At 73.8% G+C, this 14,103-nt stretch carries 14 protein-coding genes; 5 read left to right on the top strand and 9 right to left on the bottom strand.

Annotated elements, in window-relative coordinates; translation table 11 throughout:
* Window positions 1–7: 7 nt before the first annotated feature.
* The gene (locus QT196_RS32985; RefSeq protein WP_290356238.1) at window positions 8–457 is read right to left on the bottom strand and encodes a GNAT family N-acetyltransferase; all 450 of its coding nucleotides are present in this window, start codon (window positions 455–457) and stop codon (window positions 8–10) included.
* Window positions 458–592: 135 nt separating this feature from the next.
* Here QT196_RS32985 and QT196_RS32980 point away from each other — a divergent pair, with 135 nt between their 5' ends.
* The 3 genes from QT196_RS32980 to QT196_RS32970 all read left to right on the top strand — a co-directional run bounded on the left by QT196_RS32980 (window position 593) and on the right by QT196_RS32970 (window position 3,876).
* Complete coding sequence (locus QT196_RS32980; protein ID WP_266732227.1) at window positions 593–2,074, top strand: bifunctional phosphatase PAP2/diacylglycerol kinase family protein; 1,482 nt, start codon at window positions 593–595, stop codon at window positions 2,072–2,074.
* 226 nt (window positions 2,075–2,300) lie between these two features.
* On the top strand, window positions 2,301–3,479 hold the full coding sequence (locus tag QT196_RS32975; RefSeq protein WP_168482357.1) for a CapA family protein: 1,179 nt from the start codon (window positions 2,301–2,303) through the stop codon (window positions 3,477–3,479).
* Window positions 3,480–3,516: 37 nt separating this feature from the next.
* The gene (locus QT196_RS32970; RefSeq protein WP_168482356.1) at window positions 3,517–3,876 is read left to right on the top strand and encodes a VOC family protein; all 360 of its coding nucleotides are present in this window, start codon (window positions 3,517–3,519) and stop codon (window positions 3,874–3,876) included.
* 144 nt (window positions 3,877–4,020) lie between these two features.
* Here the strand turns inward: QT196_RS32970 and QT196_RS32965 are convergent, their stop codons facing one another.
* On the bottom strand, window positions 4,021–4,944 hold the full coding sequence (locus tag QT196_RS32965; RefSeq protein WP_266732223.1) for an NADP-dependent oxidoreductase: 924 nt from the start codon (window positions 4,942–4,944) through the stop codon (window positions 4,021–4,023).
* Window positions 4,945–5,053: 109 nt separating this feature from the next.
* Complete coding sequence (locus QT196_RS32960; protein WP_266732221.1) at window positions 5,054–5,800, bottom strand: helix-turn-helix transcriptional regulator; 747 nt, start codon at window positions 5,798–5,800, stop codon at window positions 5,054–5,056.
* 88 nt (window positions 5,801–5,888) lie between these two features.
* Between QT196_RS32960 and QT196_RS32955 the strand changes: the two genes are divergently transcribed.
* Entirely contained in the window at window positions 5,889–7,034 is a 1,146-nt protein-coding gene (locus QT196_RS32955) for an aminotransferase class I/II-fold pyridoxal phosphate-dependent enzyme (RefSeq protein WP_168482353.1), read from the top strand.
* A gap of 79 nt (window positions 7,035–7,113) precedes the next feature.
* Here the strand turns inward: QT196_RS32955 and QT196_RS32950 are convergent, their stop codons facing one another.
* Both QT196_RS32950 and QT196_RS32945 read right to left on the bottom strand, forming a co-directional pair.
* Window positions 7,114–9,141, bottom strand: coding sequence for a DUF5107 domain-containing protein (locus tag QT196_RS32950; RefSeq protein WP_266732219.1), 2,028 nt, complete (start codon window positions 9,139–9,141; stop codon window positions 7,114–7,116).
* Window positions 9,142–9,249: 108 nt separating this feature from the next.
* On the bottom strand, window positions 9,250–10,155 hold the full coding sequence (locus tag QT196_RS32945) for an arginase family protein (RefSeq protein ID WP_266732217.1): 906 nt from the start codon (window positions 10,153–10,155) through the stop codon (window positions 9,250–9,252).
* A 108-nt stretch (window positions 10,156–10,263) separates the two neighbouring features.
* Here QT196_RS32945 and QT196_RS32940 point away from each other — a divergent pair, with 108 nt between their 5' ends.
* Window positions 10,264–10,599 carry a DUF6204 family protein gene (locus QT196_RS32940; protein WP_266732215.1) on the top strand — a complete coding sequence of 112 codons (336 nt, stop codon included), beginning with the start codon at window positions 10,264–10,266 and terminating at the stop codon, window positions 10,597–10,599.
* Here QT196_RS32940 and QT196_RS32935 read toward each other — a convergent pair.
* From QT196_RS32935 to QT196_RS32920, 4 genes are all read right to left on the bottom strand, one after another.
* A complete protein-coding gene (locus QT196_RS32935) occupies window positions 10,580–10,993 on the bottom strand; it encodes a glyoxalase superfamily protein (RefSeq protein ID WP_168482349.1) in 414 nt (137 codons plus the stop codon). The two genes, QT196_RS32940 and QT196_RS32935, sit on opposite strands and share 20 nt — an antisense overlap.
* Before the next feature lie 13 nt (window positions 10,994–11,006).
* The gene (locus QT196_RS32930) at window positions 11,007–11,579 is read right to left on the bottom strand and encodes a GNAT family protein (protein ID WP_266732213.1); all 573 of its coding nucleotides are present in this window, start codon (window positions 11,577–11,579) and stop codon (window positions 11,007–11,009) included.
* Between the two features lie 106 nt (window positions 11,580–11,685).
* Window positions 11,686–13,170, bottom strand: coding sequence for a CoA transferase (locus tag QT196_RS32925; protein ID WP_266732211.1), 1,485 nt, complete (start codon window positions 13,168–13,170; stop codon window positions 11,686–11,688).
* A gap of 28 nt (window positions 13,171–13,198) precedes the next feature.
* Window positions 13,199–14,092: a DUF2867 domain-containing protein gene (locus QT196_RS32920; RefSeq protein ID WP_266732209.1), complete on the bottom strand. Its 894-nt coding sequence runs from the start codon at window positions 14,090–14,092 to the stop codon at window positions 13,199–13,201.
* Window positions 14,093–14,103 lie beyond the last annotated feature (11 nt).

Genomic DNA, 14,103 nt, shown 5'->3' with positions numbered 1-14,103 from the left:
CCGGTGCTCAATCCGCCGGGCGTAGCGGCGGCGCCGCGTAGCGATGCACCGTCACCATCTCGCCGCCGCCCCAGTCCTGCCGTTCGGTGGTGCGGCGGCGCCAGCCCAGCCGCTCATAGAGGGCCAGGGCCGCGGTGTCGGTGGCCTTCACCTCCAGTACGGGCCGCAGGCCGCGGGCCGCCGCCTCCGCCCCGACGGCGCGCAGCAGCCGGCCGCCGAGGCCCGCACCGCGGGCGGCGGGTGCGACATAGAGCCGGCTGACCTCGGCGCCGCACAGCGCCGCATGACCGGCGACCGTGCCGTCCGCCTCGGCGACCCAGGCGGCGGTCAGCCCGTCCGGGGTCAGCCAGCGCGCCGGGTCGTCCGGCCAGTGGTGCGGATAGCCGCTGTGGGTGTGCACCTCGGCCAGGACGGCCACACAGGCGTCGAGGTCGCGGTCCTGGCGTCTTCTGATCATCCGGGCATGGAAGCACAGCCCGCCGGGGCCCGGCAGCCCGTGGGCCGCCCGGGCCTGGAGGCTCCGCGGCGCCGCGCGCGGGCCTCCGCGGCGGGATCCTGCCTGTTCCAGGCGGTCTGGGGTACAAGGTGGCGCATGCGATCGCTACTGACCCATCTCGACCGGCGGACCTTCGACCTGATTGCGGCGCGCGAATGGCCGGGCGCGCAGCGGGTGCTGCCCCGGCTGACCCGGAGCGCCAATCACGGGCTGCTGTGGTTCGGCCTCGCGGCCGGTGCGGCCGCGCTGGGAAGCCGGCCCATGCGCCGGGCCGCGCTGCGCGGAGTGGCCTCGCTGGCCGTGGCATCGGCCACGGTGAACACCCTCGGCAAGCGTTCCGTACGGCGGCAGCGCCCGCTGCTGGAAACCGTGCCGGTGATACGGCAACTGCACCGCCAGCCCATCACCTCCTCCTTCCCTTCCGGGCACGCGGCCTCCGCGGTGGCCTTCGCGACCGGTGTGGCCATGGAGAACAAGTGGTGGGGACTGGCGCTGGCGCCGGTCGCCGCCTCGGTGGCGTTCTCCCGCGTCTATACGGGCGTGCACTATCCGGGTGATGTGCTGGCGGGGGCCGCGCTGGGGGCCGGGGCGGCGTTCGCGGTGCGCGGTTTCGCACCGACCCGCTCCCAGCTGGCGCCGCCCGCCCGGCCGCGCACGGAGGCGCCCGCGCTGCCGGGCGGCCGCGGTCTGGTCGTGGTGGCGAACCAGGGCTCCGGGCAGCGTTCCGGCCCCCGCCCGGACCGGGCCGAGGAGGTGTACGGGGTGCTGCCGCAGGCCGAGGTGACGGTGTGCGGCGACCCGGACGGGCCGTCGCTGGACAAGGCCCTCGAAGATGCCGCCGAACGGGCCAGATCGCTGGGGGGTGCGCTGGGCGTGCTCGGTGGGGACGGCACCGTCAACGCCGCGGCGGCGGTCGCGGTACGGCACGGGCTGCCGCTCGCGGTGCTGCCCGGCGGCACGCTGAACCACTTCGCGTACGACCTGGGCATCGAGACCTATGCGGAGGCGGCCCGCGCCGTGGAGACCGGGGAGGCCGTCGCGGTGGACGCGGCGCGCTTCCGGGCCGGGCCGCATCTGGAGGGGCGGCAGTTCCTCAACACCTTCTCGATCGGCGCGTATCCGGAGCTGGTGCGGATCCGCGAGCGGTGGGCGGGCCGGATCGGCGCCTGGCCGGCCGGGGTGCTGGCGGCCTGGGAGGTACTGCGCACCGCCGAGCCGCTGACCCTGCGGATCAATGGCGAGCGGCGCGCCGTATGGCTGCTGTTCGTCGGCAACTGCCAGTACCGGGGGCTGGGGTTCGCGCCGGTGCGGCGGCACGATCTGGCGGACGGGGTGCTCGATGTACGGGTGGTGCACGGCGGCCGGCTGGCCCGCACCCGACTGCTCCTCGCGGCCCTGTCGGGCACCCCGCGCAGCACCCCGGTGCTCGGTGAGGCGCGGCTGTCCCGGCTGCGGATCAGCGAAATCCCGGCGGACACCACACTGGCCTTCGACGGCGAAGTGGCCCACGCACCGAGCGAGTTGACGCTGGACAAGCACAAAGAGGCGCTGACGGTCTATCGTCTGCTGCCCGAATGATGGGACCTCACGCTCACTATTCGGGATGACGGGTGTGACCGGATCGCCACGCCGAGGGGCGGCCGCAGGACGGTGCGGGCGGCCGCCCCGGCGACGACCGGGAGCGCCGCCGCGCACCGCCCGCCCAGCCCGACCACGGGGGGCCACCCTCTCCCCATCCCTCCGACGGCCCAGCCACACCCCCTCCCCGGCAGATAAATCCTATTAATCCCGATATGCATGGGGCGTGACCCCTCAACGACGCCTGGCCGCGATAGCGGCGCTGACCTTCCTGGCGGTGGGCTGCGGAACCCAGCAGTCCACCGGCCCCGCCCGCTCCGCGCCGTCCGCCTCACCCGGCGGCGCCCGAGTCTCCGCCGCGGCCGGCTTCACCCTCCTGGCCACCGGCGACGTACTGCCGCACGGCGAGATAATCCGGCGCTCCGGCGACGACGCGCACGGCGACGGCCATGACTTCCGTGCCATGTTCGCCGGGGTGAAGCCGGTGGTCTCCGGCGCCGACCTGGCGATCTGCCATATGGAGACGATCTACGGCAGGGACGGCGGGCCGTTCACCGGCTACCCCAGCTTCAAGTCCCCGCCCCAGGTCGCCGCCGCCCTCAAGGACGCCGGTTACGACTCCTGCTCCACCGCCTCCAACCACACCCTCGACGACGGCGCGGACGGCGTGCACCGCACCCTCGGCGCCATGGACGCGGTCGGTCTGCGCCATGCCGGCTCGGCCCGCTCCGCCGCCGAGGCCTCCCGGGTCACGCTGCTGCGGGCCGGTCCCGCGAAGGTCGCCCAGCTCTCGTACACCTACGGCACCAATGGCATACCCCTGCCCAGTAAGGCCCCCTGGACGGTCAATGTGATCGACCGCGAGAAGATCCTCACCGATGCCCGCGCGGCCCGCCGGGCCGGTGCGGACGTGGTGGTCGTCAGCATCCACTGGGGCACGGAGTGGCAGCAGCCGCCGGACGAGCAGCAGCGCACCCTGGCCCGCGCACTGACCGCCGCCCGCACCGGCGGACGGCCCGACATCGATCTGATCCTGGGCACCCACGCGCATGTCCCGCAGCCCTACGAGAAGGTCAACGGCACCTGGGTCGTCTACGGGATGGGCGACCAGCTCGCGGGCCATATGTTCAACCACAGCGACCAGCCGGACGGCCGCGGCAACCAGAGCTCGATGGCCCGTTTCACCTTCGCCGGTCCGACCACTCCCGGCGGACGCTGGACGGTCCGCAAGGCGGAGTTCCTCCCCCAACTCACCGATGTGAACGACGGCTTCCACGTCGTGAACCTCAACGCGGCGCTGACCGACCGGCCCGGACGCAGCGACTACGCACGGGCCCGGGACAGCATCCGGGAGATCGTGCTGTCGCGGGGCGCGGCGAAGAGCGGTCTGATGATGGCCAAGTGATCGCGTCCCGGCAGGTCCCCCAACTAGGGTGGCCCGTATGGACATTCTGGGGACCTCATTGCGGGTGTGCGTCGGTGATCTCGATTCCGCGATCGGCGTCTATGAACGCCTGACCGGCGCCGAGGCGATCCGCTTCCAGCGCGGCGGGGTGGCCGTCGCGGCCGTCGGATGCTTCTTCCTGATGAGCGGCCCCGAGGCGGAGTTGTCGGTGCTGCGCAAGATCACGGCAACCCTCGCCGTCAAGGACGTCGACGAAGCGGTGGCCGACCTGAAGGCGGTCGGCGCCGACATCATCGCCGGCCCCCTGCCCACCCCGATCGGCCGCAACCTGGTCGCCCGCCACCCGGACGGCTCGGTCTTCGAGTACGTGGACCGGAGGCAGGACGGGGAAGAGTAGGGCCGGATCAGGCAGGACGGGCCTGAGGGCCCGGGGCGGCCGTCGGCCCCACACCGCCAGGCGTGCCCCACCGATCCGCCTCGATCCGTAGGACACGCCCCGGCGGCCCCGCACCACCCCTGGCCGGGGGGTGCGGACCGGACTTCAGGACACGTCCAGCACGATCTTGCCGCGGGTGCGGCCCGTCATGCTCTCGCGGAAGGCCTCGGCCGCCTCGGACAGCGGGAAGGCGGACGCGACGGGCACGGTCAGCTTGCCGGCGTCCGCGAGGGTGCCGAGGGCGGTCAGGTCGGCGGTGTCCGGGCGGACCCACACCATGTGGCCGCCCTTCGCCTTGACCTCGCCGTCGGCGATGGAGGCCGCCCGGCCGCGGTCCTTGAGGAGTTCCTGCGAGACGTCCACGACGCCGCCGCCGACGAAGTCCACGGCCGCGTCGACGCCTTCGGGGGCGAGCTCCCGGACCCGGGCGGCGAGGCCGTCACCGTATGTGACCGGTTCGGCGCCCAGGGACCGCAGGAACTCGTGGTTGCGCTCGCTGGCCGTGCCGATGACGCGGGCTCCCCGGGCGACCGCGATCTGGACGGCGAGCGAGCCGACACCGCCCGCGGCGGCGTGCACCAGAACGGTCTCGCCGAACGCCACCCCGACCCTGTCGAGTGCCTGATAGGCCGTCAGCCCGGCGAGCGGGAGCCCGGCGGCCTGCTGCCAGGTGAGCGACGCCGGCTTGGGTGCCAGGGTCCGGACCGGTGCGGCGACCAGTTCGGCGAAGGTGCCGTGCTGCACCTCGTCCTTGCGGACATAGCCGATGACCTCGTCACCGACCGCGTACTCGGTGGCGTCCGCGCCGACCGCCTCGACCACGCCCGCCACGTCCCAGCCGGGGATGAGCGGGAAGTGCCCGTCCATCATCGGGTCCAGATAGCCCGCGAGGATCTTCCAGTCCACCGGATTGACCCCGGCCGCCTTCACCCGGACCAGGAAGGAGTCCGGGCCCACCTTCGGATCGGGCTGGTCGGTGTAGGTGAGGACTTCGGGGCCGCCGTAGCTGTTCGCGATGATTGCCTTCATGATTCGTGACAACGCGTGACGACCGGGGTTCATTCCGGGTCGCGTGGACGGTCACCGAAATGGCGTACGAGGCGTGCGGGGCCGGGGCGGACCGGCTCGGCCCAGGGGATCAGTGCCGGTCGCGATGGGCACCGGGGGTGTGGCCGAAAGCCCGGCGGAAGACATCGATGAAGGCGCTGCTGGAGGCCCAGCCGCAGCGGTGTGCCACGACGGTGACGGGGGTGTCCTCGGCCAGCAGGCGCAGGGCGTGGTGCAGACGCAACTGGGTGCGCCACTGCGGAAAGCTCATACCGAATTCGGCCCGGCAGAGCCGGGTGAGGGTGCGGTCGCTGACCCCGGCGGTGGCGCCGAGTTGCGCCAGGGTCCGGTCGTCGGCCGGGTTGACGCGGAGCAGGGCGCACACCGCGGTCAGACGCGGATCGGTGGCGGCGGGCACGTGGAGCGGCTGCTCGGGCGAGTGGCGGAGCTCGTCGAGCAGGACGGCCCTTAGGCGACGGCGTTCGGCTCTGGGGCCGTCGGCCCGCTCGGTGTAGGCGAGGATCAGCTCGCGCAGCAGCGGGCCGACCTTGAGAACCGCGGGCCGGTCCAGGCGCAGCGGGTTGTCCCGCACCGGCAGGCCCACCAGGTGGAGGTCGGTGTCGCCGTGGGCACGGTGCTCGTGGACGGTCCCGGCCGGGATCCAGAGGGCCCTCGTGGCGGGGGCGATCCAGCTGCCGGCCTCGGTGGTGACGGACAGGACGCCGCGGCCCGCGTAGACGATCTGGTGCTCGTCATGGCGGTGCGCGTCGACACCGGTACCGGCGGGCAGCGGCCGCAGGCCCGTGACCAGGCGCGGGGGATGGCGGTTTTTCGGCATTGCTCGGCAATTTATCGGAAGCGGACGCCTTCCCGCCCGGCCGATCATCGAGGAACGACGGCAGACCGGACCACCTTCAGGAGTCCCCATGGGCAACCTCTCGATCCCCCCGCTCACCGAGCTGAGAAGGCGCCGGAGCGCGAAATGGCGTACCTTCCCGGACGACGTACTGCCCCTCCCTGTCGCGGAGATGGACTTCCCACTGGCGGAGCCGGTCGCCGCGGTCCTCCATGAGGCGGTCGCCCGGTCGGACACCGGGTATGCGGCGCCGACCCGCGAACTGGCGGCGGCGGTAAGCGATTACGCCCGGCGCAGCTGGGGCTGGCGGATCGATACCGACGGGGTGCGCACCGTCGCCGACGTCGGGATCGGTGTCGTCGAAGTGCTGCGCCGTGTCGTCAGCGCGGGCGACCGGGTGGTGATCAGCCCGCCGGTGTACGAGCCGTTCTCCTGGTGGATACGGGAGGTCGGGGCCCATGTCGTGGAGGCGCCGCTGATCGAGGGGCCAGGAGGTTGGCGGCTCGATCCGGACGCCCTGGAACGGGCTTTCGCCGGCCACGCCACGGCGTATGTGCTGTGCAATCCGCACAACCCCATGGGCCTCGTGCACCGGCGCGAGGAGCTGGTAGCGCTCGCCGAGCTGGCCGACAAGTACGGCGTCCATGTGCTGTCCGACGAGATCCATGCCCCGCTCGTCCTGCCGGGTGCCGAGTTCGTGCCGTTCCTGTCGGTGTCGGAGGAGGCGAGGCGCTGGGGATTCTCGTTCCTGTCGGCCAGCAAGGGCTGGAATCTGGCCGGGCTCAAGGCGGCCGTCGTCGTCACCGCCGATCCGGGGCCGAAGCGGTATGTCGACCGGCTGTCGCCCCACTCGCTCTATCGCACCGGGCACCTCGGCGTGCTCGCCACGGTGGCCGCGCTCAACGACGGTGGCCCCTGGCTCGCCGATGTCCTGGAGGCGCTCGACCACAACCGGCGGCTGCTGGCGGACCTGTTGGGGAAGCTGCTGCCCGACGTGCGCTACCGGCAACCGCAGGCGGGCTTTCTGGCCTGGCTCGACTTCCGCGCGCTCGGCTGGGGCGACGATCCCACCTCGCATCTCCTCGCCGCCGCCCGGGTCGCCCTCAACGCCGGTCACCGTTACGGCCCTTCCGGCAACGGCTTCGCGCGGCTGAACTTCGGCTGCGCGACGGAGACGCTCACGGAGGCTCTGCGCCGGATCGCCGCGGTCTCCTGAGAGCTGGACGAGCGGCGCGGGCGGCCGGTGGCGTGACGGCGACAGTGCCCTCCGCCGGGCCCCGGGAGCCGTCCACCCACTACACCGGCCGCATCCGGTACTCGTAGCGCTCCGGGAGCGGGTGCGCGGACCGGGCCGCGGCGCGGACCTCCTCGGTGACCGGGCCGCCGCCCGCGACCAGTTGCTCGGCGATGGCGTACCAGGTGTCGCCGAGCACCTCGTCGCCCTCCCGCAGACCGGCGATCTCGAAGCCGGCCTCGAAGATCTCCCGGGCCGCGGCCGGCTTCCCCTGGGCGAGGAGCACCTGTGCGGTCAGCAGCCGGTAGCGGCCGTCGGCCGGGTCGGCCGGGCGCAGGCCCGCGAGCAGCTGCGCGGCCTCCTCGGTACGGCCGGCCGCGAGCAGCGCGGGTACCGCCTCCCGGGCGAGCGCCGGCAGCACCACCCGCCAGGCCCGTGCGGCCGGGTCCGGGGCCGAGGCCGCCCGCGCCGCTTCGGCACAGGCCTGCGCATACCGGTCGGCAGCGCGGGCCGGCTCGCCCGCCGCGGACTCGGCGACGGCCAGGCAGTACAGCGGCAGACAGCCGGCGCCGTGCCCGAGGGCCCGCTCCCAGCTGCGGACGGCCTGGGCGCGGTCGCCGGCCTGCCACTGGGCGAGCCCCAGGTGGTAGTCGATGGACGGGCCGGGCGGTGCGGACTCCAGCAGATCGCGCCAGGCCGGCGCGGTCAGCACCGGTCCGGGCACCGGGCCGCCGACCGGCAGGTCCCCGGTTCTCAGCAGTGTCAGCCATGGCTCCTGCTCGGCGCCCAGGGTGGCCGGGCCGAAGGGCGTACCGGGCAGGTCCAGCCCCGTGCGGGCCGCCTCCAGTGCGCCCCAGCCGGAGCCGGTGGTCAGCGTCTCCTTCGGTTCCTGGTCGGCGTACGGCAGCCAGGCGGCGTAGGCGGCCTCGACCTCCGCCCGGGGCAGGGCGGCCTCCAGCCGGGCGGCGACCTCGTCGCGGGCCGCGCCCCAGTCCGCGCCGTGCACCGCCGCGGGGTCGGTGGCCAGCGGCCCGTACGCCTCCAGCCAGCTGAACTCGCCGCCGGCGTCCAGCGGCACATGCTCCAGCTGGGTACGGGCCAGCCCGGCCTGGATCTCGGCATAGCCGCCGCTGCCCGGTTCGGTGAGCCACTGCTGCCAGCGCCGCCCGGCCCGCCCCGCGCCCCACAGGAAGAGCTTGCGGCCGCGCAGGGCGTCGGTGGAGGTCTGCACCAGACCACGGCCGTCGGCGTCGAGGGAGGTGACCCAGCGGCGGGTGCCGTCGGGCACGTCGTAGAAGTAGTCGGCGGGGTGGGTGCTGCGCAGCGGGTAGCTGCGGTCGGTGCCGTCGGTGCCGGGGACCGGGACGCGGCGCAGGGTCCGTTCGTAGCCGAAGTGCCAGGCCGCGTCGGCGGGGGCCAGGACGCGGGTGCGCTCCCCTTCGGGCACCGCGGTGTTGGACCACCAGTAGACCGGCACGGTGTGGTGGTGCGGATTACGGATGCGTACGCCCACATGGAGGAAGTCGGAGCCCTCGGGCAGCCACAGGTCCACCTGGAAGGGCAGATCGCGCAGCCGCTCCCACTCCCACAGCCGCAGCATCTCCCCGCCGTCCGGCGCCGGGACCCGGGCGGCGTGCAGCGGGGCGCAGGAGAGTGTGGTGTGTCCGGTGGCGCCGATGTTCCACTCGATACCGCCGGAGAACCAGGCGCCGTTGAGGGCGAAGGCCGCGGGCTGCAGCACCGGGTTGCGGTAGAGGAGTTCCCGGTCGGTGGGCTTGTGGTGCAGGGAGTGGACCCGGCCGCCGAGACCGGGGAGGACGGTGGCGCGCAGCCGGTCGTTCTCCAGGACCAGCGCGTCGAGGTCGGTGGGGCGGCGGGAGCGGCCGTAGCCGTCGCGCAGTGGGGCGGGCAGGATCGAGCGCAGCGGGGCACAGCCGATCTGCCGGGCCATGTCGGCCGGCAGTCCGGCGTCCTGGGGGACCTCGATGTGGTGCACGTCCTGACCGGCCCGCAGCGCGGGGAGCGGGCTGTCCGGGCCGAGGGGGGCGGCGGGGAGGGTCAGGGTGGTGCGTCGCACACTCGTGGCCACGGCTGCCTCGCAATGCTGGACCGGGCCACCTCGGCTGCGGCGGCCTCCTGTTGACCATGGAACCGCGCGAGCGCCGCTCTGCACAGGGTCTCTCGGGGCCGGGCGAGGTCAGGGTTGCGCAAAGACACTCTCAAGGAGATCGGCGAGCAGCGCCGCGCCGGTCCCTTCCGGGTCGTGGTCCGGGTCGTAGATGGTGACGTTGATGCCGACACAGCGCGGCGAGGCGGCCAACGGGGCCAGCAGCGACCGGAGTTCACCGGTGAGCAGGCCGCCGGGGTCGGGGCTGTCGACGGCCGGCATGACGGACGGGTCGAGGACATCCGCGTCGAGATGGATCCAGAAGCCGTCGAGCGGGGGGTGCTGGAAGTGGGTGAGGACGTCGCGGGCCACGGCGTCCGGGCCGCGCCGCCGGATCTCGCCGACGGGGGCGTGGCTGATGCCGAGGCCGGTCAACTCCTCCTGGTCCTCGTCCACATCGCGGATGCCCAGGACACATACGTCCTCGTCGCGGACGTACGGCCGCAGCCCGTCGAGGTCCGTGAGGTCCGCCTGGCCCCGACCGGTGATCTGCGCCAGGCCCTCCCCGGCCGCGGCCCCGACCGGGCCGGAGACCGCCGCGTTGCCCGGGTGGCGGAAGTCGCCGTGCCCGTCGAGGTAGGCGACGCCGTAGCGCCCCAGCCGGCGCAGCGCCAGCACCGCGCCGAGCAGGATGCTGCAGTCCCCGCCCAGCACCACCGGGAAGTCACCGCTGCTCACATGCCCCTCTATACGGGTCGCGAGCCGGCCCGTGTAGGCGGCGAGGGCGGCGGCGTTGAAGTTGCCGTCGCCCTCCTTCCAGTCCCCGAGGTCGTAGCGCGGCGGCACCACCACACCGCCCTCCAGCGCACCGAGCCGGCGCAGCAGTCCCTGTTCGCGCAGTGCGCCGGCGAGCTTGTAGCAGCCGGGAACGGTGCCGGGCGCGGGCGGTCGCAGTCCCAGGTTGGAGGGGGCATCGATCAGTACGGTTCGGCGCATGCCGTGATCATCACACGGCCGCCCGGAAAATTGGGAGGCCCGGCGGGATGCGGCGAAATAGCCTGGCACTTCGGCTCATTGACACGGCAGAAAGAGCAGACGGCACCCATGGCGACCCAGCACACCTACCGAGTGATCGTCCGCGGCAAGTGGGACGGTCTGACGGCCGAGTCCCGGACGAAGCTGCTGGCCAAGGCGGACGCGCAGGGCCTGGACCGGTTCACGTTCACACCGGAGGGCTCGCTGGCGTACGACACCCCGCTGCACGCCTTCAGCTACCGCTTCGTCATCGTCTCGGACGCGGCGGACGGCGAGGAGATGGCCGCCGCGCTCGCCGAGGACAAGGCGGAGACCGCGCTGCGGGCCGCCGGGCTGGGCTACCGCGACCTGCGGTCCACGGCCACCGACATGGACACCATGAAGATCAACCGCAAGTCCCGCTAGGCGGGGCCCCGTCGGACGGCTGCGCGGCGGCGCCCGGTTCGTTGAAGCGCAGCCGGTTCCCGAAGGGGTCGGTCAGCGTGAGCGAGGTCCCGATCTCGTCCTGCTCCAGACCGGGCCGCAGATACGGGTAGTGCTTCCCGGCGAGCTCGGCGTGCAGGGCGCGCACTCCGGTCAGCTCGGTGTAGATCGTGGAGCCGGGCGTCGCGTCGCCGTGGTGCTCCGACAGGTGCAGCACGAGGTCACCGCGCGAGACCTGTGTGTAGAGCGGCATATCGGGCGCGAAGCGGTGCTCCCAGTCGACCGTGCAGCCGAGGTAGTCGACATAGAACTCATGGGCCTTGGCGACGTCGAAGATCCGGAAGACCGGCACGGTGCGCCGGAAGTCGATGCTCATGCCGGACATCGCATCACACCGCACCGACATCGGCTCGTCCCTCCCGCCCGGAGACCATCTCGGCGGTGATCGCCCAGCGCTCGTGGTCGCGCCAGGCGCCGTCGATGAAGAGGAAGTCCGGGGAGAACCCCTCCAGCCGGAACCCGGCCCGCTTGACCAGGGCGATCGACAGTTCGTTGGCCGGCTGGATGTTGACCTCCAGCCGGTGCAGCCCCAGCTCGGTGAAGGCGCGCCGGATCACGAGCCGCAGGCCCTCGCTCATCAGCCCGCGGCCGGCGGCGTGCGCAAAGGCGCCGTAGCCGATCGCGCCGCAGCGGAACGCGCCGTGCACGATGTTGTTGATCGTGAGGTAACCGGCGATCCGGCCGTCGGCCCGCTCACAGATCAAGAACCCCTCGCGCTGCGGCTCCTGGAGCCGCAGCAGATAGCTGTCGTACGCGGCGTCCGTGGTGGGCGGGAAGAGCCAGGGGCGGTGCAGTTCCGCGCTCTCCCGCGCCAGCCCGGTGAACTCTGCCCGGTCGGCGGCGGTGAAATGCCGGATACCCACCCGCGGGCCGCGCGCGAGGTAGCGGTCGTTGCTCGTCATCGGCAGATCGTACGAAGGGTGGCCGCGGCAGGCCAGCCGGCCGGGCGGCGCGCCAGGGCCGGTCGGGCTGTCCAGGCCGGTCCGGCCGTCAGAGCCGGTCCGGCCGTCAGGGCCCCTCCCGCCACACCGGTGCGTCCGTCCCGCACAGTCCGGGCGGGGTCGCCCAGGTGGCCGGTGCGCCGGTGAAGGAGACGGGCGGGAGGGCGTGGCGGAGCCGGCCCGCGGGGCTGTCGGTCTCGCGGAGGTGGGCCGCGGGATCGTAGGCGGCGCCGGGAGGCCGCGGCCCGGCCGTCCGCTCGCGGTCGGGCGACGCCAGGTCGTGCGTCAGCCAGCGCGCGGTGCGGGCCAGGGAGAGGGTGGCGAGGGTGGCGCCGCCGGTGCGGCTCTGGTCGGTCAGGGCACGGAGCACCGCCGCGGCCAGGAGATAGCCGGTGCCGTGGTCCAGGGCCTGGGCGGGCAGCGCGCCGGGCGTGCCGCTGCGCTTCGCTCCGCCTCTGCTCTCTTTTGAGTCCTCGGATGCAGAGCCCGCGCCCGCTTCGACGGCGGCGATTCCGGTGGCCACCTGCACCAGGCTGTCGAAGCCGCGCCGCCCGCCCCACGGCCCGTCGTCGCCCCAGGCGGAGAGCCGGGCGACCACCAGGCCGGGGCGGCGGGCGGCCAGTGCCTCCGGGGTGAGGCCGTAGCGGTCGAGTGCGCCGGGCCGGTAGCCGGTCACCACGACATCCGCACGGGCCAGCAGTTCCTCGAAGTCCGCCCGGCCGCCGGGCGAGCCGAGGTCGAGCAGCGTGGACCGCTTGCCGAAGCCGGTGTCGCTGTGCGCGTCCTGACTCTCCGGCAGCTGCGGGGCGTCGATCCGCAGCACGTCGGCGCCGAGCAGCGCCAGTGTGCGGGTGGCGACCGGCCCGGCGATCACCCGGGTCAGATCGAGCACCCGCAGCCCGGCGGCCGGCCGCACCGGGTCTCCGGCGAGCGGCGGCAGCACCCGGGGCGGGGCGGCGCCGCCGAGCGGCCCGAGGGTCAGCAGCGGCGCGGCGGCCGCGGCGGCGCCCTGGGGGTGGGCGGCCCAGGCGTCGGGGGTACGGGCGGCGACGGCCAGCCCGCCCGCGGCGTAGACGGTCTCCTCGATCTCCGCGGCGCGGCGGCCGGCCAGTGCGGTCTCGACCTCGGGCACCCCGGCGCCCTCGGGGAGGTCCAGTGCGCGGAGCAACCGGGCGCGGTGGTGCGGGTAGTTGGCATGGGTGCGTACCCAGCCGTCTGTGGTGCGCCAGAAGCGGGAGAGCGGGGCGAAGTTGACCGGAGCCCGGCCGTCGATGCGCAGATGGCGTTCGCTGACGAAGGCGGTGGCCACCGCGCCGTCGTCGACATGTACGGCGGGCAGCGGGCCGCCGTCGCGGCGGGCGGCGAGTTCGGCGGCCGCGAGTGCGCAGACCGCGACCGTGGCGCGGGCCAGGGACATCGCCGGGAGCCTGGCCGGCAGCAGACCGGGCGGGCCGCCGTAGCTGATCCGTTCCGTCAGGGCCGGGTCTCCCCCGAGCGCCGACCAGGCCTGCTCCGTACCGCTGTTGTGCCCATCACCGTGTCGTTGCCCCATACAGGCAGTGTCGCACCAGCCGCCCGCGTCACCCCCGGGCCGCCGCCCGCTCCCCCGCCGTCGGTGCGGCGAGCGCCAGCCGGCGGTGGAACCGGCGCAGCATCAGCCGGGCCATGAAGGGGTGGACACGGCGTACGACGGCGAAGTAGAGCCGCCCGGTGGTGCGGTGGAGGCGGACGACCGTGCCGAGGGTGACCCGGCCGTCCGCGACCAGGACCGAGGCCCGGAAGTCCAGGTGCCGGGCGTCCTCGCCGAGCAGGATCTCCGTGTCCGTGCGCCCGGCGACCGGGAAGGACGCACCGCGCAGCACGCCTTCCCATGCCTCCGGTTCCTGCGGCATACCGGGCAACAGATCCATCTGCCAGGCGTCCTGGAAGTCGGTACGCAGGAAGGCCCGGTGCGCCAGCCGGGCCGCGGCGGGGAGTTCGACGGCCCGGGGCCGGTCCCAGAGCAGCCGGTTGAACAGGCGCACCCGCGGGGACCGGCGGACCGGGGCCGTCACCCGGCCGGTGGCGGCCCGTTCGATGTTGTCGAAGATCTCCTCCACGACGGTGTCGTGCACGGCCCGGAGCGCCAGTGACCACAGCACCGCCCTGGCCGGCCGGGGCCGGCTCTCCAGGACGTGCTCGACCCGGCAGCTGTCCGGCCCCAGGGGCCGGACGGCGATCTCGTGCCAGCCGTCCTCGCCGCCGGTGAAGCCGAAGCGGATACGGCGGCCGGGTTCGTACGCCGTGACGCGGTAGCGGATGAAGCCATGCCCGCCGTCGGCGCCGACACCCAGGGGGCGGTCGAAGCGCATCGGCGGCCAGACCGGCGTGGGGAAGAGCGGATCGTCCGCGGCGCCGAGCCGGTCGAGCAGCGCGCCGACGGCAGCGGCCGGGGCGTGGACGGTGCGGGCATGAACATCGCGGACGGTACGCACAGGGCACCTCC

Origin of the sequence: Streptomyces sp. P9-2B-2, assembly GCF_030406865.1 — a bacterium.
GTDB classification, from domain to species: domain Bacteria; phylum Actinomycetota; class Actinomycetes; order Streptomycetales; family Streptomycetaceae; genus Streptomyces; species Streptomyces platensis.
Note: the sequence above shows the minus strand (reverse complement) of the source record. Positions and strands in the feature narration are given on the sequence as shown.